This window comes from Flavobacterium ovatum, assembly GCF_040703125.1.
Taxonomy (GTDB): domain Bacteria; phylum Bacteroidota; class Bacteroidia; order Flavobacteriales; family Flavobacteriaceae; genus Flavobacterium; species Flavobacterium ovatum.
On sequence record NZ_CP160035.1, the window covers coordinates 2,853,681 to 2,873,331 of the forward strand.

The window sequence follows — 19,651 nt, forward strand, 5'->3', positions numbered from 1 at the left end:
CTAAACCTTCGGTAGTGTATTGGGTTAAATAGCAGTCCTTTGTAAAAGTAAATAAAAACTTTATAGGATGAATAAAAAAAACCACTAGAAGAATTAAAGTACAACAAAATCATCAATCAGGCCATACGAAACGTACCTGATTTTGAATCCTTGTTGGGCAGATTTGAACGCACAATTTCAGTTTTAGGACGCAGTCAGAGCACTTTTTCTAATTACTCCCGCCATGTTGCTTCGATGGCGTTGCATTTTGGTAAGATTCCAACAGAGTTGGATGTAGAGCAAGTACAGGAGTACCTGTTTATGCTACAAAAACGATCTAAGACACCTTCTCAAACTTACTTTAAACATTGTGTTTATGGACTGAGATTTCTACTCAAGTCCGAAGGATTGCCTTATGAGTACCTGCATTTACCTTCGATTAAGCACGAGAAAAAACTCCCTACGGTACTCAGTAAAGAAGAAGTTTGGCGGATGCTCAAAAGTTGTCAGTTGCTCAAACACAAAGTCCTAATCGGACTTTTGTACGGCTGTGGACTTCGTTGCATGGAAGCGCGATCGGTACGCTTACAAGACCTTGATTTTGACCGTCAGCAACTTAAAGTAGTTCAGGGAAAAGGCAAAAAAGACCGCTATGTTCCGCTATCGGAGCATCTTATTCGGGTGCTAAAAGTATATATTGAAGCCGAAAAACCAAAAACCTATCTCTTCAACGGGCAACCTGTAGAACGCGCAGGTGGAGACTTTGACTCTCGTTATTCCCAACGTGGCGTGCAATGGGCAGTCAAACAAGCTAGTAAAGCTGCTGGAATCACCAAAGAGGTTTGCGTACATACGCTCCGACACACTTTTGCCACGCACTTACTCGAGGATGGACTTGATATTGTGAGCCTAAAAAACCTTTTGGGACACGAACAAATCGAGACTACGATGGAATACCTGCATATCGCTCAACTCGACACCCAAAAAGCTTTTAGTCCGCTCGATACCTTGTTTGCCAAGTGCGGCAAGAAGTAGCCCATGTACTAGAAAAACTCGGGACAAAGATTGATGATTTAGGACTCAACAGTTGGCAACTGCGCACCTTATCGGCAGTTCGTAGGTGCAGAACGGCAGCTTTGGGAGGTCATATTGACGCTTGTGATTCCTGCGGAAACATCAGCATAAGCTACAACTCCTGCCGCAATCGGCATTGTCCTAAATGTCAAGGCAAAAACCGAGAAGATTGGATACAAGCACGGCAAAGCGAACTCTTGCCTGTGCCGTACTTCCATGTGGTTTTCACATTGCCTGAAGGGATTAATCCACTTGCGATAAAGAATCCAAGATTGGTGTATAATTTGCTGTTCGAATCGGCTTGGGCAACGCTCAAAACATTTGGAGTACGAAAAGAAATCCAAAGCGGAATGATTGCTGTTTTGCACACTTGGGGACAGAATTTATCACTTCATCCGCACCTGCATTGCATTGTGCCGGGTGGTGGAGTTGACAAAGGCGGCAACTGGAAAAGTATTCGAGGAGATGGGAAATACCTCTACAATGTCAAAGCGTTGTCCAAGGTATATCGAGGGAAATTCTGCGATGCTTTGAAGCAGCGAGATCCTGATCAGTACACCCGAGTGAAGAAACAACTATGGGAGAAACCTTGGGTGGTATTTGCCAAAAAGCCTTTTGGTAATCCGAATTCAGTTGTTGAGTATCTTGGTAGATATACCCATAAAATAGCGATTAGTAACAACCGATTAAAAAGCATTGATGATCAAAATGTAAGTTTTCATTACAAAGATTACCGTCAGAATGGGCAACGCAAAAGCATGACCCTCACACATGAGGAATTTATCCGACGTTTTACGATGCATATTTTGCCTAAAGGATTTGTAAAATTACGGCATTATGGCTTTTTGAGTAGCAATTGGAAACGAGAGAAACTAAAGATTTTACAAGAAAAACTAAAGGTACAACCCCAAATAAAAGTAGCCAAAGAATCGAAAATAAGAAAGTGTCAATGTTGTAAAACGGGCAATTTGCACACAATTCTAATGTTCGACCAACGAGGACCGCCTACTTGGTATCTTGGCAGTAGCCAAAAATTAGCTCCCTGTAACAATTAACGTTGTGGGTAAGGGCATTTGTGTCCAACGGTGAAGGAAAATACAATAAAACCAGCCTAATTTACGGCTCAAAAAAAAAAGAGGACGTTTTGTCCTCTTAAAATCCCTAAACTTGTTTATCGATATCCCCATAGTGGCGGAAGTAGAGCGGTTCCGTTCAACCGCGGTTTCATTGTTGGCTTTTCAAGCCCAACGAAACCTTAGCTGTTATGTGCCGTTTTTATTCGTCTTCTAATGTAAAATCTAATATTCTAGCTTTAAGAACATAGCCTTTTTTGAAGCTATCCATAAAAATAGTATGATTACATTCTATCGTTTTAGCCAGAAATGGCTTAATTCCGTTATCTTTTCTATAACCACTAAAATAAGTATCTTCATAATAATTCACAATAACTCCTGTGTTATCATAAACCAAAATCAATACTTTTATGCCACTTACAGATACAGGAAGATTATTTTTTATTGAAAAATTAAAACTAAATTCGTGACTACAGCCCCAAGCAAGGTTTCTTATTATTACACCTTCTTTAATATTAGGCTTTATTACATTTGTTTTTGTAGACTTTAAAGGTTTCTTTACAGTTGAGACTGGAGTTAAAACTCCTAAATTGTTCATTAATGCTGATAAATATTCAACTGGAATTGCAAAATTTAAGTTTTGCCCTTCACTGTAAGTTGCGAAAGCAACCCCAACAACTTCGCCTTTTAGATTTACAACAGGACCACCGCTACTACCTGGCGATATTGGAGCAGTAATTTGCAAAACTTGATTTTTATCAAAATTTCGAATTCCACTAATTATTCCTTCTGAAAAAGTTCCATTAAATCCTTTTGGATTTCCTATTGCATATATTTTTTCTCCAATTTCAGGAATATTTCCTTTATTTAGAATCATACTCTTATGTTTTAGTCCTGAAACCTTTAAAATCACTAAATCATTTGATTTGTCTATTGACAAATATCCATCTATTTTATATTTTTTTTCTTGACCATTTACTAAAACATAGGCTGAAGAACTTCCTTCAATAACGTGAACATTAGTTGCTATTAATTCGTCTTCAATAATAAAACCTGAACCAAATCCTAATGGTTGTGAAGTGTTATCTAATGCGACTATTGAAACAGTTGATTGGATTGCATTTTTTGCTATTTCAGTAGCAGATTGACTAAAGGCAAATGAAGAGGAGAGTAAAACTGTAAGTATTAATAAATAATTTTTTTTCATCGTGTTTATTTTAATATAGAGTATTTTATTTTTTTGTTTAGGTTGTATTTTATAGTTAAGTCTTGAATTATATCATAAAACCATTTTGGAGAATAAGGACTTAAAATTATTTCGTCAATCAATATTTCTAAATTATTATTTAATTGCTTTCCTGAACTATTAGCTTCGGAATCCCAATCGTATACAAGACCATTTTCTGCTTTTACTAAATGAATTAATCTCAACTCATCTTCATAATTATAAGCAATATTTTTATGAATAATCGGATAGTTTAGATTGCCTTTTCCAATTAAGTCAGTTTCGTGATTTATATATCTAACTTCACTTAATTGTATATTTTCAGTCGTTGTCTCAAATGATTTAATTAAATTTTCAATATTTGAGGTTATCATAATTCCTTTATTTATTTCAGAATAAATTTTCCACAAAGCATAAGATTCTGAATTATATTTATTCCAACAACAAATGCAATTTAAGCTTTTAAATTTCTCTTCGATATCTTTTCTATCCGATACATCTTTTGCAACGGATTCGTCAATATTAGAAGATTTTAAATGTTTTTGTTCGTAAAGTTGTCTATACCAATATTCGTTATATTCTAAATTAAGTTTAGGAGAAGAGCCTTCAAATTTATCTTCTAATTTATCTAAACGACAAAAAAAGAGAGATTTTGAATGTAATAAAGAGATGAATTTTGCTAAATCCATATATTTTACAATATTGTAATTGTCCTCTGGAAAGAAAACTGGTGCTGTTTGGTCAGTTGGTTTTTCAATTGGCATAAATTCAATTTTATGGTTTTATTTTTCTGCGATTTTTTGGCAAAATGGCACATAACGTTCCCGTGCTTTGCGAGGTTTGGGACTAAATTAAGATTTGTTTTTCGGTTAAACACAAGTTTTCCAAGTACAAAACCAACTTTAAATTAAGCCAAAAACCCAAATCTCGCAAAACATCGTGTTAGTGGCTGGTTTTGTTTGTCTAAATTCTAATACTGTTCAATTTCGACTATTTCTTCAGCAGGTGTTGGTTTTCCATTTAATTGTAATTTAGTATACTTAATTGCTAACTTAGAGTTTAGCTCAATAAAACCCCATCTATTCCATCCTTGGTCAAAATTATAAACGGATAAAAAGAATTGATTTTTCTCATTATCTTCTGCAAAAAGAAAATTTGAAATACCAAAACCACGATCATCTGGAATATGATAAACTTGAACAATTATAAAGCCTTTTTGAATAAGTTCTTCAATATGTTCACTATCATAAGTAGTTTCTGTTTGATTAACGTACCATTTTACTGAATGTAATGGATTTGGATTTAGTTTTAAATTATATATTCTTTCTAAAAATTTTTGATTTTCAAGTGAACTAATACTTTCGTTTTTCAATCTACTCAATATGTTAAAATAATGATTTGATATGAACTTTACCCAAGAAGAAATAAAATTTTCACTAAAAGTCTTTTTTGATAAAAGTATTTCAATTTCTTTTATTAATTTATTTGACTCAATACATGCTACATCTTGATAATTTTCTGTGTTAAAAATATTTTCAAAAATTTCAATTGATTTCAAAATTGTACTTTCGGTATCTTTATCAGATAAACGACTAAATTCTACACTTCTTTTGAGTGCTGAAGCTCTGTAAACGCCATACATTACCTTCCATATTGGAGAATTTTCCCAATTTTCAGTTATAGTAATAATCTTATCATATTTGCCTAAATATAATAGGCTTAAAAAGTATAATTTAGTTATGCTATAACTAAATTTATTAGACGAAATTAACGGGTCATCATATTTTTTACTTAATAAATATTCAAATACTTTTAATGCTTCATCATAATCACTTTTGTAAAAATGATGTAAAGCAATTGCCATTTTAATTCTTGGAGATTCAGAATTTATTTTTTCTGCGTTATTTAGAATTTCTAATTCTCCAGTTGTATCTTTTAGTTGTTTTAATATTCTAGAATAATGATATAAAAGTTGAATATCGTTAGCTCTATATCTTATAGAATCTACAAATCTGGTTTTTAATTCAATTAAATCATTATGATTTCTATTTGAAGGATGTATCGCAAGAAATTTATTGAGGTCAACAATTAATCCGTGAACAGTTGAATCTGTTTCTGTAGAAACAAATTCATCATCAAATTCAGAAACACCTAATTGTTGATTTTTTTTTGTTTGCTCAATAATTTTTTCTTTTCTCTTTTTTAAACTTTCAGAAATTTGATTTCTTATTTCAATGTTTTTTGGATTAATCAATAGTAAGTCTCTAATTGACTCACTCAATTTATAACTGTCATTACCAAACTCTTCGGTTCTTCTAATTATTAAACTTGTTTTAGATAATTCGTTGATTGATTGAGTAATCTCTTCATTTGAAAGGTCTAGAAAATCGATTAATTCGGATTTAGTAGAATCGCTAATTACATAAATTGCTTCTAAAATAGAAATAGAATGATTACTTAAAGATTCTATTAAATTCTTATATGAAAAAGATGCAATATCTTTTTGAGATTTTTGTATTGATTGAGATATGTCAATACCTTTATTATACAAATCTATTGTTAATCTTATTGCTAATGGGTTATTATTAGCAGCATCAGCAATTTTTTCTAAATCCTCTAATTTAAAATCATTAACACCTCTTTTTCTTAAATAATTTCTACTCAAATTAACTGCATGCCTTTTAACTAATGGCTCTATTGGAACAGTAGTAGCTGAATCGATGGATATTCTACTTGTTACCATTACTCTCCATAATAGAGGAAGGGACTCATTAAATTCAATAAATTCTGTTTGAGAATGAACTAGAAGTGTTTCAAGGTTATCAATACAAATTAGAATTTTCTCGTCTTGTAATTTATTACAAGCATCCTCGAAATCATTTAGTTCTTTTTGATTGTATAATTTTTTTAAATCTTCAAGGATTGATTCTTTTATTTGTTCAATACCATTTATTGCTTCAATAATTTCTATTCCATTAGCGGTTAACCTTTCATTTTTGAGTGTGCAAAAAAGTATAGAGCTAATTTTATTACTCCAATTAGGACTTAAGCTTAAATCTTTAAGGAATTGTAAAATTAAAGCAGTTTTACCAATACCACCAGGTGCAACAATTGCAATTAAATTATTTCTTACTTTAGAAAGAACAGAATCTAAATCTTTAAATTCCTTTTCTCTACCTAATAAGCCTGTAATTTCATGGTCAAATGAGTGAGGCAATGTATTTGGAATTGCCCAACTAACATTTGAAATCCAGTCTTCTGGAGGCATATTTAAATTTTCTTCAACAGCAAAATTTAATGCTTGTCTAACGCTATTTAAACCAACTTTATCAATTAGTGGATCACTTGCTATAGTTGCAGCTCTGAACCAATAGCAATCGGGGAAAGGACGATTTGGATGGCTTATAGCATTTCTAATGTCAAAAACTCCTAATATTGAGCATAGCAATTTTAAATCTGTAATGTGTTTGTTTATTGAAATTCCTTGTGTTGAATCAATTGCAAAATTGAAAATTTCATCTAAATAGCTTGATTCAACAATTAAATTAATATTGTCTTTTGAAATCTCATTTCCTTTTCTTTTTTCTCTATCAATTATTGTCGTTTTGCTTTCTTCACTAATATTGTCAAGCACTTCATTATCTAAAACATAATTACCAAGTGCTAATTCAAGTTCATAAATAATCATAGCACTTTTAATTCTTAATTTTTGTTGAGCATCCATTAATTTATTTTTATTATTTTCTAGACAATATTTTCTTCTGTATTCGGTAATAAACTTGCCACTAACGGTAAGCATTGTTGCAGTTGTGGTTTTGACTGCCTAATATCTTGATTTAAAAACCATAAAAACAAGTACAAAAAATAATAACCAAAGCCAAATGCCACAATTGCTACAATGCATTGTTAGGGAATCGGCTTTTTTAAACTAAATATTATGAATATTCAAGACGAATTACAAAAAATCCATCATCAATATGGAACTACAGAAAAAGCTAATTATGAGATACAAAAAATGTTTGATTCTGAAATTAACAAATACAAGAAAAAAGCTGAGAAATGGGATAAACTGGGTGATGAAATCGAAAAATATTATGAATCAGAGGACGAGGACAATGATGACGATGAGTATGATAGAGAAGAAGGTAATTTACTAGATATAGGAGAAGCGGCAGCTAGTGCTTATGGGTATCTTTAACCGTTCCAACTAAGCTGTTCCCTAACTAGTATATATGTGTGACAAAGTCACACAAAGCCACCCATTTATGGGTGTATATGTGTGATAACTATCACACAATATTTACTTTCAAATATATTATTTTTTTCTTACAAATCATCAAAAGGACTTTTTATTTGTTGCAAACTTTTTGTACTTACGTGGGTGTAGATTTCGGTTGTTTTGCTACTGTTGTGGCCTAATAGTTCTTGAATATAACGTAAATCGGTTCCGCTTTCTAATAAATGGGTGGCGTAACTGTGTCGCAGCCAATGTAAGGTAACGGGCTTTGTATTGCCTATTTTTTTTAAGGCTTGTTTTAAAACACTTTGCAAACTATATTCAGAGTACATTTCTCCTGCATTTTGTCCTTCAAACAGCCATATTTTAGGCTTGTACGCGATGTAATATTCACGAAGCATTGCTAATATTTTGGGTGATAAGGGTGCGATTCTGTCTTTTTTTCCTTTGGCGTTTTTTAGCAACACAATATTTCTTTTAGAATCGATATCTGAGAATTTTAAATTTAAAAGCTCACTTCTGCGCAATCCACAACTGTAAATCATGCTTAGCATCATTTTGTGTTTGATGTTGGAGTGAGCATTGAGTATCAGTTTTACTTCTTCTTTGCTCAAAACATTGGGTAAAACTTTGGCACGTTTTGGACGATGTATTTTATCAACTAACATCTTGGTGTCTCTAATGGTCTGAAAAAAGAGTTTTACCGCATTTACCGTTTGGTTTTGATAAGAAGCTGAAAGATTATTCTTTAAGATATAGTCATTATTATAGATAATCACATCTTCATTAGTGATTTCGGCAATTGGTTTTTCTCTATAAAACACCAAAAAAGATTTTAAAGCTTCGCTATAGGTCACAACTGTGCTTTGGCTATATCGTTTGGAACGCAACCATTGCTTAAATTTTTCGATTTGTTCCATTCCTTCGGATGACGGAAGGTTATTGGATTGTGGCACTATTTTAAATCGAATTCGGTTTTCGACGGTGTCGGGAAGATGCCAAGCCACGAGTGAAGGACTCCATCTAGCGCCCTCGACTTGTTTTATGCGACGGATTAAGTCCGTGTTTTTTTCAAAATACACGGCTATTCTGTTGTTGCCTTTGTATTTTATGGGTTTTGCTGACCAATTCATTTCTACTGATTTATAAAATAAAGGTAGTTAATTTTCTTATAAAGTAGTTTGTGTTAAAATAATTGATAATATGATGTAATAACAAATGCCTATCCAATATAGTCCAATCTAATTTTTGTCAGATCGAGGAGTAATTTTTATTCTAAAAAAAGCAATATAAAATGACGTTATTTGAATGTTAGCACTTCTAATTCCCCTCTTGAAATCGGAGATTCAACGATTCCAAAAACAAATATCAACTAGAGTTATAGGGGCTAGGGGTGTGTTTTTTAGGTGTCTGTAATTTAGGTATTTAAATCAAAACGTCATAGGTAGCGCAGTCGAGATGCTATGTGTGGTTCTCGACTGCACTCGACCTCAATGTCATTAAGTTAATGTTTTATTTAGTTGATTAACAGTTATTTAATTGATTTTAAATTGGTCATATCGTATTATTTTTCTTATATTTATACTATAAAATATATAGTTTTGAATATGCCAAAGAACTCAATCGCGATAGTTGAAATATTAAAAGAAGTGATATTTAGTGATAAAATAAGAATTGAATTTAAAATGAATGATAAAGATTTTAGTCGAAAACGTAAACAGCCTTTTGGAGAAGTTTTACTTTTCATGTTCAATTTATTGAGAAAAAGTTTGGCAATAGAAATTGATAGTTTTATAAATCATCTTAATTCAAAACTCGAATCCGAGCCTATTAAAAATTTCACTAAAAGTGCTTTTGTTCAGAAAAGACAAAAGATAAATCCAGAGGTTTTTAAATATTTATCGAGAGTAATTATGGAAAATACTTACATTGAAAGAAATAAAAATGTCCAACTATTTTATGGTTATAGACTCCTTGCAGTTGATGGTTCTATGGTTACTCTACCATATACAGAGAATTAAAGAATGTATTTGGAGTATCAAAAAACAACACTAAAACAGTTCTAGTGCAAGGAAGGGCTTCTGTTTTGTATGACGTACTGAATCGTCTCGCATTGGATTCGTCGTTGAATAATTCAGCATTGGGAGAAAGACAATTGGCATTGAAACATTCTGATTATTGGGCCAAGAACGATTTGATTATATATGATAGAGGCTACGTGGGTTATGATTTTCAGTATGAACATTTTAAAAAGAATATAGATTATTTAATCAGAACAAGTGTTTCCCATAGTGACCTAATAAAAGATTTTGTAAAAAGCAAGAAACAATCAGCCATAGTTGATTTATTTCCAAATCAAAAACACGCTATAGTTGATAAGCAATACACAAAAGAGACATCGCTAAAAGTTCGATTAATTAGAATCGTTTTGTCTAATGGAGAAATTGAAGTTTTGATAACATCTTTATTGGATAGTCAAACTTTTCCAGCCAGTATATTTAAAGAATTATACTTTTTGAGATGGGGCATTGAGACATTTTACGACGAATTGAAAAACAAACTGAAATTGGAATACTTCACGGGTTATTCCAAAGCAAGTATAGAACAGGACTTTTTCTGCACGATATTCATAAGTAATTTGCAATCGACCATTGTAAATGACTTACAAGATGACTTAAAATTAAAGAACAAAACCACAAAACTGGATTACAAGATAAACACAAACTTGTCTTACGGTTTTTTAAAAAATAGAATACTAGAGTTGCTTTTTAAAGAAGCTCCTTTGGATGAAGTATTCGAAGAATTAGAAAATCTATTTCTTAAAAATACAATTCCAATTAGATTAAATCGGAATAATAAACGAGAAGCAGGTAAATATCTCAATCGAAAAAGACCTTTAGTACTTAAAAATCAGAAAGATGCAATATGAAAATTGCTTAACTTAATGACATTGCAGTCGAACTGACAAATAGGATTATTTTATAAAAAGTGTTGGTATTACAAAAAAAAATCCAAATCTTTCTCTCTAGCCCCAATAGCAGTGAAAATCCTTTTTATCCCGACTTTTTCGGGATAAAAAGATTGTAACGAATAGCGGGAACCCAATTTTCCTAAAAGACCAAATCATTCGCTCCCCGAAAAAAAAGACAATGAATAATTTTGACTCTTGGACTGATTGTTTATTTTTGGTGGACTAAAAAAAACGACAACCATGTATAATTTATTGAAAGGGAAAAGAGGGATTATTTTTGGCGCTTTGGACGAGAGTTCTATAGCATGGAAAACGGCCGAACGGGTGCATGAAGAAGGCGGTGTTTTTGTGTTGACCAATGCTCCGGCATCGATACGATTGGGGAATATTGAGGCTTTGGCGCAAAAAACCAACTCGCAAGTGATTGCAGCAGATGCAACTTCGGTGGCCGATTTGGAGAACTTGGTAGAGCAAGCCATGCTGATTTTGGGCGGTAAGATTGATTTTGTTTTGCACTCCATCGGGATGTCGGTGAATGTGCGCAAAGGGAATCACTACACCAATCAGAATTATGAATTTACTGAGAAGGGGTGGAATGTCTCTGCGGTTTCGTTTCATAAGGTGATGCAGGTTTTGTATAAAAAAGATGCCATGAATGAGTGGGGGAGTATTGTGGCTTTGTCTTATATGGCGGCGCAGCGAGTGTTTCCTGACTACAATGATATGGCCGATAATAAAGCGTTTTTGGAATCGATTGCCCGTAGTTTTGGCTACTTTTTTGGGAGAGATAAAAAGGTGAGAGTCAACACGATTTCGCAATCGCCTACAGAAACGCGTGCGGGTACCGGAGTGAAGGGTTTTGGTGGTTTTATCGCTTTTGCCGATAAAATGTCGCCTTTAGGAAACGCTACTGCTGAGGATTGTGCCAATTATGCCATCACGCTTTTCTCTGATTTGACCAAGAAAGTGACACTGCAAAACCTACTACACGACGGCGGATTTTCGAATATGGGCGTGAGCCAGGAAGTGATGGAGATGTTTGAATAAGTCTTGAAAGATTAACGAATTGAGATTTCTGATTTTTGATTTGTTGGAATGTATAAAAAGATTAACGATTTTTGATTAACGATTTCTGATCTTTGATTTGTTGGAATCTGTAAAAAGATTAACGAATGATGACTAACGATTTTTGATTTTTGAATTGTTGGAATCTGTAAAAAGATTAACGATTTTTGAATAACGATTTTTGATTTTAGATTTGTTGGAATCTGTAAAAAGATTAACGATTTTTGATTAACGATTTCTGATTTTTGATTTGTTGGAATCTGTAAAAAGATTAACGAATGATGACTAACGATTTTTGATTTTTGAATTGTTGGAATCTGTAAATAAGTTTAACGAATGATGATTAACGATTTTTGATTTGTTGGAATCTGTAAAAAGATTAACGATTTTGGATTTGTTGGAAATTGTATTAATGCGAATCAAGGTTTGAAATGTTTCGTAGGTTTAGGTTTTCTTGCGTCAGTACGAGTGTTTTTTGATAGTAATGCGATAGCTTTACTATCAAAAAATGTATCGAGAAGATACAATCAAGACCGTTCTCGATACATTTTATTAAAAAAGCTGTCGCATTCGCCGAGGCGAACACTCGAACTGACGAATCGTTAACTTAATATGTCCATTAGTCCTTGAGCCACATAAACAATTAACGATTTGTGATTATGGATTTTGGTTTTCTACTGATTGCTCAAAAAAACATGATTTGATAGAAAAATATGATTTTACAACGATTTTACATCGTTAATGCTTCGCCAGTTCGCACTTTCAGGCTCGGGTCAAAAATCGTTGATCAAAAATCTTAAATCATTTTATCAAGTCTGTTCCAATATCCATTATATTTGCGGTCAATTTCTATTTTAATTTAATCCTTGTTTGAGTATGTTTTTCTCATTAATAATACCGGTGTATAATCGTCCTGACGAAGTGGCTGAACTTTTAGAAAGTTTGACGCTATCAACTTACCAAAATAAATTTGAAGTGGTCTTGGTCGAAGATGGTTCTTCGATTCCCTGTTTGGAGGTTGCTAATAAGTATGTTGATAAATTGGCAATATCCTATTATAATAAGGAAAACTCAGGACCTGGAGACTCTAGGAATTTTGGAATGAAAAAGGCGCAAGGAGATTATTTTATCATCTTTGATTCTGATTGTATAATTCCCGCTCAGTATTTGAATGAAGTCGAAAAAGCATTAACAGCAGATTATGTGGATTGCTTTGGTGGACCCGATGCGGCTTTGAAGAGTTTTTCGGACATTCAGAAAGCGATAAATTTTACCATGACTTCGTTCTTAACCACTGGCGGAATCCGTGGTGGATCAGAGAAAATTGGAAAGTTTCAACCCCGTAGTTTCAATATGGGATTGTCTCGCAAAGCGTTTGAAGCTTCGAAAGGTTTTGGAAACATACACCCAGGAGAAGATCCAGATTTAACTATTCGTTTATGGGAATTGGGTTTTGAAACCCGATTGTTTACCGATGCTTTTGTGTACCACAAACGCCGAATAGACTGGGATAAATTCACACTTCAGGTGAGTAAATTTGGCAAAGCACGCCCTATTTTGAATAGCTGGTATCCTAAGTACAGTAAGTTGACTTTCTTTTTTCCATCTCTATTTGTGATTGGATTTTTTATTGCGGTACTCTCGTTGATTTTTAATAATGACTATTTGCTAAAATTATATTTCTTATATTTCTTCTTTATATTTTTGGCTTCGACTTTCAAAAACAAGAACCCTAAAATTGGATTTTTTTCGGTTGTGGCGGCATGGAAACAATTTTTCGGCTATGGTCTTGGTTTTATTGAATCCTACATCAAAGTAATTATTTTGAAGCGAAAACCAGAAGTCGCATTTCCAGCGTTATTTTTTAAAAAATAAATTATGACAAAAACCATCGGATTGACAGGAGGTATCGGCAGCGGAAAGACAACGATTGCCAATTATTTTCAGTCAAAGGGAGTCCCTGTATATATAGCTGATAATGAAGCTCGAAAGCTAATGCAGTCGGAAGTGATTCTTGAAGCTATAAAAAACAGTTTTGGAGAATCTATTTTTGAAAATGGCGTTTTGGTTCGACAAAAATTAGCCGGAATTGTGTTTAACGATGCCGAACAACTAAAACGCTTAAACTCCATAATTCATCCTGCAGTAAAAGAACATTTTGAGGAGTGGTTAGCCCAAAAAAAAGACATTCCGTTCATCATTTATGAAGCGGCCATTTTATTCGAAAATGGCAATTATAAAAATTTTGATACAATAATCACCGTTACCGCTCCGTTAGAAACTCGAATACAGCGAGTTATAAGTCGTGATCAAACGAATAAAGAACAGGTGATGAAGCGGGTTGCTGCACAATGGACTGATGAAGAACGCATTTCAAAAAGTGATTATGTTATTGAAAATACGGACTTTGTGGAAACCAAAATAAAAATCGATGAAATTCTTAAAATTTTAAAGATTAAACAAAAAGATTCTTAAATGTTAATCTTTGGTTAATGCATTATTGTCTAAACTGTTAAAATGCTAATTTTGCTTTGATGAATAAATTATTTTTTAAATTACTGGTTTTATTAATGAGTTTATCTCTGATAGGCATCATTCTAGTTCAGGTATATTGGTTCAATACGTCATTTAAAAATAACGATGAGCAATTTAAATTCCACGTTAAGCAAGTAATAGGCAATGTTGCTGACAAATTACAAAAGCAAGAGGCATATAGTTTTTATGATAAATACAATCATTATAAAGACAGTACAGGTAAAATTCCGCAAAAAAATGATTTGTTAGAGTTTTATTATGTACAAAAAAATCCAAAAACAAACGAAACTATTGTGTATACTAATAGTCTAATGGCGGAGGATTACAATATTTCGGCGACGCTTTTTGATAAAAAGTTTAGCACGGATAGGTTTAAAAACTTTAGCAGTCGTAGAACTACAGAAGTTTATAATAATAGCGGAATTGATAAATCAGGTTTACAGCAAAGCTTAACACCAGATGTTAAAATTGAAAAAAGTGGTAGCTTAGACATCTTAGATAATGCGCAGTTTGAAATATTTTTCAAAGACATTGCTTCAGTAATGCCTATTAATGAACGAATTTCGAAAGAGAAATTAGCGAAATTAATAAAAAAAGAATTAGAGCAATACGGTGTGAATACCAAGTTTGAATTTTCTATTTTCAATAATGGAGTTCAAACAAAAATAATGTCCAAAGGGTTTTGTCATAAAGAAGAAGGGTATTCTATCCCGATTTTTACAGACAATGAAGGAAACGAAAAGTATAAGTTATTTGTAATGTTTCCTTATAAGAAAAAGTTTTTGCTTTCAGAACTATTGAGTATTACGATATTATCCATCGTTTTTACCTTAATCATACTTATAGCATACACCAGTGCGTTAAATCAATTAATTAGACAGAGGCAAATATCAGAGATTAAAACCGATTTCATCAATAATATGACGCACGAGTTCAAAACGCCAATAGCGACTATTAACTTAGCACTAGACGCGATAAAGAACCCTAAAATAATTGATGACAAGGAAAAGGTCTTTAAGTATTTACAAATGATTCGGGATGAGAATAAGCGAATGCATGCCCAAGTGGAAAATGTATTGCGTATTTCTAAACTAGAGAAAAGAGAGTTAGATATCGAAAAAGAATCTAGCAATGTAGAAGATGTTATAAGCGACGCAATCGAACATGTAGGTTTGATTCTTGAAGATAGAGGAGGAGCAATCACCACTCATTTTGACGCTGCTCGCACCACTGTATTAGTAAATGAGGTTCATTTTACCAATGTAATAGTGAATATCCTAGAAAATGCAATAAAATACACCGCAGGAATTCCTGAGATTGATATTTTTACAGAAAACATCAAAGACATGATTTTGATAAAAGTTCAAGATAATGGATTAGGAATGAGTAAGGTGGCTCAGAAAAGAGTTTTTGAAAAATTCTATAGAGAGCATACCGGCGACATCCACAATGTAAAAGGGCATGGTCTTGGATTAGCGTATGTAAAAAGAATTGTTGAAGACCATAATGGTCAAGTATATGTAGAAAGTGAAAAGGGAAAAGGAAGTACCTTTATTATAAAAATACCCCTAATAAATTAAGATATGGAAAGTATAAATAAAAGAATACTCTTAGTAGAGGATGATTTGAATTTTGGAGCTGTTCTAAAAGATTATTTAATGCTAAACGACTTTGATGTTACTTTAGCGAAAAATGGTATGGAAGGTTTTGAAAAATTCAAGAAAGACACCTATGATTTATGTATCCTAGATGTCATGATGCCATACAAAGACGGTTATACATTGGCCAAAGAAATTAGAGAGAAAAATAGCGAAGTGCCTATTATTTTCCTAACGGCTAAATCAATGAAAGAGGATGTTTTGAAAGGATATAAAGCAGGAGCAGACGATTACTTGAACAAACCGTTTGATTCTGAAGTTTTGTTGTTGAAAATCAAAGCGATTATCCAGCGCAAATCATCTGATGTAAAAGCAGAGCAAGTGCAGTTTGAATTCAATGTGGGGAAATTTCACCTGAACTCTAAACTGCGTTTCTTAACTTTTGATAATCAAGAGCCATCTAAATTATCTCCAAAAGAGAACGAATTGTTGAAAATGTTGATTCTTCACGAAAATGATTTGATGCCAAGAGAATTGGCCTTGACAAAAATATGGAGAGACGACAACTACTTCACCTCTCGTAGTATGGACGTTTATATCGCCAAATTACGTAAATATTTAAAACAAGACGAAAACGTCGAAATCCTAAACATACATGGAGAAGGTTTCAGACTAGTAGTCAAAAAATAATACGCAGTACTAATTGTAATGCTAAAAAGCTTCGAGAAATCGAGGCTTTTTTTTTAGGAACTATTTCCTGTTCCCGAGACTTCGGGACATTACAATATTTTTTATAAAAGCCTCAATTTTAAAGATCTAGCAAGAGCTTCCTCCGGTCGCTATGCTAGACCAAGAAATTGGGTTTTTTATTTCAAAATGCTTTCCACTACAATCAGGGTTAGGGGAGTTGGGAGTGATTGGTTTTTTGTTTTTATGAGTTGTATAAAGGAAAGATAGAGATTCGCAAAGTTTTTCAAACAGTTTGATGCTTTGAATGAATCAGTAAGGGTTTTTAAACCATATAAGTCATATAAGATTTTAGAACTTTAAAGTTAAATAGAAGTTCATATAAGTAAAGTCGCTTAAAAGCGCCTAATTAAACACAGATCATTGTGAGGAACAGCCTGTCCCGATTTTTCGGGAAAGCAATCACGTAAGCTACTTCGACACAGTTTGTTATTCTGAAAAAATCGCTACCCATTTTTGATTTAGACAATGTAATAAAGGAATTTTTAATGTATTTTTCTTAAAGTTTGTCATTCAAAAAAAATTTCAAAGCTCTTGATTTGTCTCAAATCGATTGGTTTACTTTCCGTAAGATCTACAAAATAGTCAGCTTGCCAAAACTGCGTTTGTTGTGCTTGTTTACTAGTAGTTTTATCCCAAATCGGATACACTCTAAAACCCCGTTTCCCATCTCTAGAATCGTCTGATAAAATACGGTTTTCGTGTAAAACAGCTTTCGGAAAAAGGAAAATCCCAAAATTTCTGTCTTGTCGTGTTACAATAATATAAAAATAAAAATCGTCCGATATGCTATGCGGTGCTGTGATTCCTTGATTGTCGCGTTTCCAGAGCGTTACAAATTGCCCAGTTTTTGTTGGAGTGATTTTTGCAGTCCTGAATTTTACTTTATATTGCCCCAATTGAAAAGTATGTGCAAAATATTCTTTGCTTTCTAATTCTGTTTGCAAAATTGAAAGTTCAAGCCCAGAAGGTTTGAAAACTAATTCGTTAAGGTTTTGCAGTTCGGGATACATGTTTTTATTTTATGTATAAATAGAAAAACTTTGTTACACCAAATTCAATTGCAAAGCAAAGCAGTTTTTGTCCTCCTTAGTGATACTGAAAACAATCGATTCATCAGATATATTTTCGTGAATGACTACTTGATCTCGAAGGGAGAGCTCTCGCATGAAGTTCATTTCAAAACTATTTATTTTTTGGTTCAAAATAATTTTTTCATCCACCACATCCATGCACCATTCTAGGTATTTTACATGATTCACATGATTGACGATATCTAAGTCAGATAGAATGACAGATTTACCAAAAACTTCTTCTTTTTCAGGGTTTATGATGATTTTGGAAAAGCTTTCTTCTGTGGCTTTTAAGTCTGGGAATAATTCAAAATGTTCGTGTTCCAAAGCCAATGATTCGGGACGACGTTTCTCAGTATTGAAAACAGCCCAAAAGGTCTCACAACCTATTATTTTTTCACCATTAAGATGTATTTCTAAGGCACGAATGGAACGAGAGTTCTCTAAGGTGTTAATCCATGTTTTGACAGTTACAATATCCTTCCATTGTGGTAAGGCTTTAATTTCAACGCGCATGCGGCTCAAAACCCATGCTTGGTTGAATTTTTGCATGTCTGTAAAGCTAATACCTCCTAAGTCAGCGTGAATAGCTGCCGTAAGTTGCAAAAGATTACACAATTCGGTGTATTTCAATCGTCCTGATGGCAAGCATTGGGTGAAATTGATTTCGAATTCTTTGTGAAATACAGAGCTGAAAGTAGGGTCTATTAGCATTTGTGAGTAGTATTCGGTTTGGGTTGGCAGTTTTTTTAGACAGTTTGGTTAATTACAAAAATAATGAAAACTATGGATTTTTTACTAGTTTTCAGCCACTGATTAAAAGGATTAAATAGATTTTTTTATACGTGTTTCTGAGAATCGTCAGTTCGATTAATTTTAACTTAAAAAGCGACAGTATTTGGCGTCAAAAGAGTGTCGATAAATTTGGCAAAAACAAGACAAATTCTCAATACCTGTTTGTGGATATAGGCATTTTTGGTACCATTTAATTATATGAAAAAAAAACTCATACGGATGGTTATAAAAGCAGGAATGATATTTTAAATCTGTGATAATCTGTGATAATCTGTGTTGCGTTTTAAATTTTACTCTTTATATAATCAATAATTTTAGGTGTCGGCGTTTGAAAATCGAACCATTTTGTATTCTCATCTCGTTTGAACCAAGTGAGTTGTCGTTTGGCAAAACGACGGGTGTTTTTCTTGATTTCTTCGATGGCAAATTCTAAACTAATCTCTTTGTTAAAGTATTGAAATAACTCTCTGTAACCAACAGTTTGTAAGGCATTTAGATCTTTGTTTGGAACTAGGTTTTTAGCCTCTTTTAAAAGTCCTTCGACCATCATGATTTCCACACGCTGATTGATGCGATTGTACATGACAGAGCGTTCCGCTTCCAGTCCAATAAGAATAGGAGTGAAGGAACGGTTGTTTTTTTTCTGATTCAAAAAAGAGGAATAGGGTTTTCCTGTTCCGATGCAAACTTCTACAAATCGCATCATGCGTTGTGGGTTCATTAGCGTTTGCTGATTTTCGGTCGTGATGCTTTCGTAGTATTTCGAATCTAAAACTTTAAGTTGTTCTTGGAGATAACCAATACCTAGTTTTTCGTATTTGTCATTGACAGCAGTTCGTACCGATGGGTCAATTTCTGGAAATTCGTCAAAACCTTTTAAAACGGCATTTACATACAAGCCCGAACCACCAACCAAAACTACATAATCATTGGTTTGAAATAATTGTTCGATTTTGGCAATGGCTTCTTTTTCGTAATCGCCAACGGTATAATTTTCGAAAATGGATTTATTTTGAATAAAATGGTGCGTCGCTGCTTCTAGTTCTTTTTGATTGGGAACAGCAGTTCCAACAGTCATTTCTTTGAAAAACTGACGGCTATCACAGGAAACGATGTCGCATTGAAAATGATTGGCCAATTGAATGCTCAAGGACGTTTTGCCAATAGCTGTGGGACCGATAATGGTAATAAGATATTTCATATTGTGTGTTTAGCCCAGATAAAAACGAAAACCCCGGACGGTTGCAAGTTAGTATTTCTTGCTATAAAAGAGCGATTT

At 33.2% G+C, this 19,651-nt stretch carries 17 protein-coding genes; 10 read left to right on the plus strand and 7 right to left on the minus strand.

The features are described 5' to 3' along the window. Positions 1 to 153 precede the first annotated feature (153 nt). Together ABZP37_RS12060 and ABZP37_RS12065 are read left to right on the plus strand one after the other, a co-directional pair. Positions 154 to 1,014: a tyrosine-type recombinase/integrase gene (locus ABZP37_RS12060; RefSeq protein ID WP_366183318.1), complete on the plus strand. Its 861-nt coding sequence runs from the start codon at positions 154 to 156 to the stop codon at positions 1,012 to 1,014. Beyond that, complete coding sequence (locus ABZP37_RS12065) at positions 999 to 2,108, plus strand: IS91 family transposase (RefSeq protein ID WP_366183319.1); 1,110 nt, start codon at positions 999 to 1,001, stop codon at positions 2,106 to 2,108. Before ABZP37_RS12060 ends, ABZP37_RS12065 begins: the two co-directional genes overlap by 16 nt. Positions 2,109 to 2,328: 220 nt before the next feature. On the opposite strand, the gene ABZP37_RS12070 is transcribed toward ABZP37_RS12065, so the two are convergent. From ABZP37_RS12070 to ABZP37_RS12080, 3 genes are all read right to left on the minus strand, one after another. Further along, the gene (locus tag ABZP37_RS12070; protein WP_366183321.1) at positions 2,329 to 3,333 is read right to left on the minus strand and encodes a S1C family serine protease; all 1,005 of its coding nucleotides are present in this window, start codon (positions 3,331 to 3,333) and stop codon (positions 2,329 to 2,331) included. Positions 3,334 to 3,338: 5 nt separating this feature from the next. Then, positions 3,339 to 4,115, minus strand: coding sequence for a hypothetical protein (locus tag ABZP37_RS12075; protein WP_366183323.1), 777 nt, complete (start codon positions 4,113 to 4,115; stop codon positions 3,339 to 3,341). Positions 4,116 to 4,321: 206 nt separating this feature from the next. After that, a complete protein-coding gene (locus ABZP37_RS12080; RefSeq protein WP_366183325.1) occupies positions 4,322 to 7,075 on the minus strand; it encodes an ATP-binding protein in 2,754 nt (917 codons plus the stop codon). Positions 7,076 to 7,288: 213 nt separating this feature from the next. Here ABZP37_RS12080 and ABZP37_RS12085 point away from each other — a divergent pair, with 213 nt between their 5' ends. After that, complete coding sequence (locus ABZP37_RS12085; RefSeq protein ID WP_366183326.1) at positions 7,289 to 7,549, plus strand: hypothetical protein; 261 nt, start codon at positions 7,289 to 7,291, stop codon at positions 7,547 to 7,549. Positions 7,550 to 7,677: 128 nt separating this feature from the next. Here the strand turns inward: ABZP37_RS12085 and ABZP37_RS12090 are convergent, their stop codons facing one another. After that, on the minus strand, positions 7,678 to 8,721 hold the full coding sequence (locus tag ABZP37_RS12090) for a site-specific integrase (protein ID WP_366183327.1): 1,044 nt from the start codon (positions 8,719 to 8,721) through the stop codon (positions 7,678 to 7,680). 474 nt (positions 8,722 to 9,195) lie between these two features. Here ABZP37_RS12090 and ABZP37_RS12095 point away from each other — a divergent pair, with 474 nt between their 5' ends. From ABZP37_RS12095 to ABZP37_RS12125, 7 genes are all read left to right on the plus strand, one after another. Further along, positions 9,196 to 9,609, plus strand: a complete 414-nt coding sequence (locus ABZP37_RS12095; RefSeq protein ID WP_366183329.1) for a hypothetical protein — start codon at positions 9,196 to 9,198, stop codon at positions 9,607 to 9,609. 44 nt (positions 9,610 to 9,653) lie between these two features. Continuing rightward, a complete protein-coding gene (locus ABZP37_RS12100; protein WP_366183331.1) occupies positions 9,654 to 10,517 on the plus strand; it encodes a transposase in 864 nt (287 codons plus the stop codon). Between the two features lie 282 nt (positions 10,518 to 10,799). Next, positions 10,800 to 11,606, plus strand: a complete 807-nt coding sequence (locus ABZP37_RS12105; RefSeq protein ID WP_366183333.1) for an SDR family oxidoreductase — start codon at positions 10,800 to 10,802, stop codon at positions 11,604 to 11,606. A gap of 894 nt (positions 11,607 to 12,500) precedes the next feature. Continuing rightward, the gene (locus tag ABZP37_RS12110; protein ID WP_366183335.1) at positions 12,501 to 13,499 is read left to right on the plus strand and encodes a glycosyltransferase; all 999 of its coding nucleotides are present in this window, start codon (positions 12,501 to 12,503) and stop codon (positions 13,497 to 13,499) included. Between the two features lie 3 nt (positions 13,500 to 13,502). Then, positions 13,503 to 14,099: a dephospho-CoA kinase gene (gene coaE, locus ABZP37_RS12115; RefSeq protein WP_366183337.1), complete on the plus strand. Its 597-nt coding sequence runs from the start codon at positions 13,503 to 13,505 to the stop codon at positions 14,097 to 14,099. Between the two features lie 59 nt (positions 14,100 to 14,158). Next, positions 14,159 to 15,739: a HAMP domain-containing sensor histidine kinase gene (locus ABZP37_RS12120; protein ID WP_366183338.1), complete on the plus strand. Its 1,581-nt coding sequence runs from the start codon at positions 14,159 to 14,161 to the stop codon at positions 15,737 to 15,739. Between the two features lie 3 nt (positions 15,740 to 15,742). Further along, entirely contained in the window at positions 15,743 to 16,447 is a 705-nt protein-coding gene (locus ABZP37_RS12125) for a response regulator transcription factor (RefSeq protein ID WP_366183340.1), read from the plus strand. Between the two features lie 566 nt (positions 16,448 to 17,013). Here ABZP37_RS12125 and ABZP37_RS12130 read toward each other — a convergent pair. The 3 genes from ABZP37_RS12130 to miaA form a co-directional block, all read right to left on the minus strand. After that, positions 17,014 to 17,517: a MepB family protein gene (locus ABZP37_RS12130; RefSeq protein WP_366183342.1), complete on the minus strand. Its 504-nt coding sequence runs from the start codon at positions 17,515 to 17,517 to the stop codon at positions 17,014 to 17,016. 33 nt (positions 17,518 to 17,550) lie between these two features. Further along, positions 17,551 to 18,291: an acyl-ACP thioesterase domain-containing protein gene (locus tag ABZP37_RS12135; protein ID WP_366183343.1), complete on the minus strand. Its 741-nt coding sequence runs from the start codon at positions 18,289 to 18,291 to the stop codon at positions 17,551 to 17,553. A gap of 364 nt (positions 18,292 to 18,655) precedes the next feature. Further along, on the minus strand, positions 18,656 to 19,573 hold the full coding sequence (gene miaA, locus ABZP37_RS12140; protein ID WP_366183345.1) for a tRNA (adenosine(37)-N6)-dimethylallyltransferase MiaA: 918 nt from the start codon (positions 19,571 to 19,573) through the stop codon (positions 18,656 to 18,658). Positions 19,574 to 19,651: the final 78 nt, after the last annotated feature.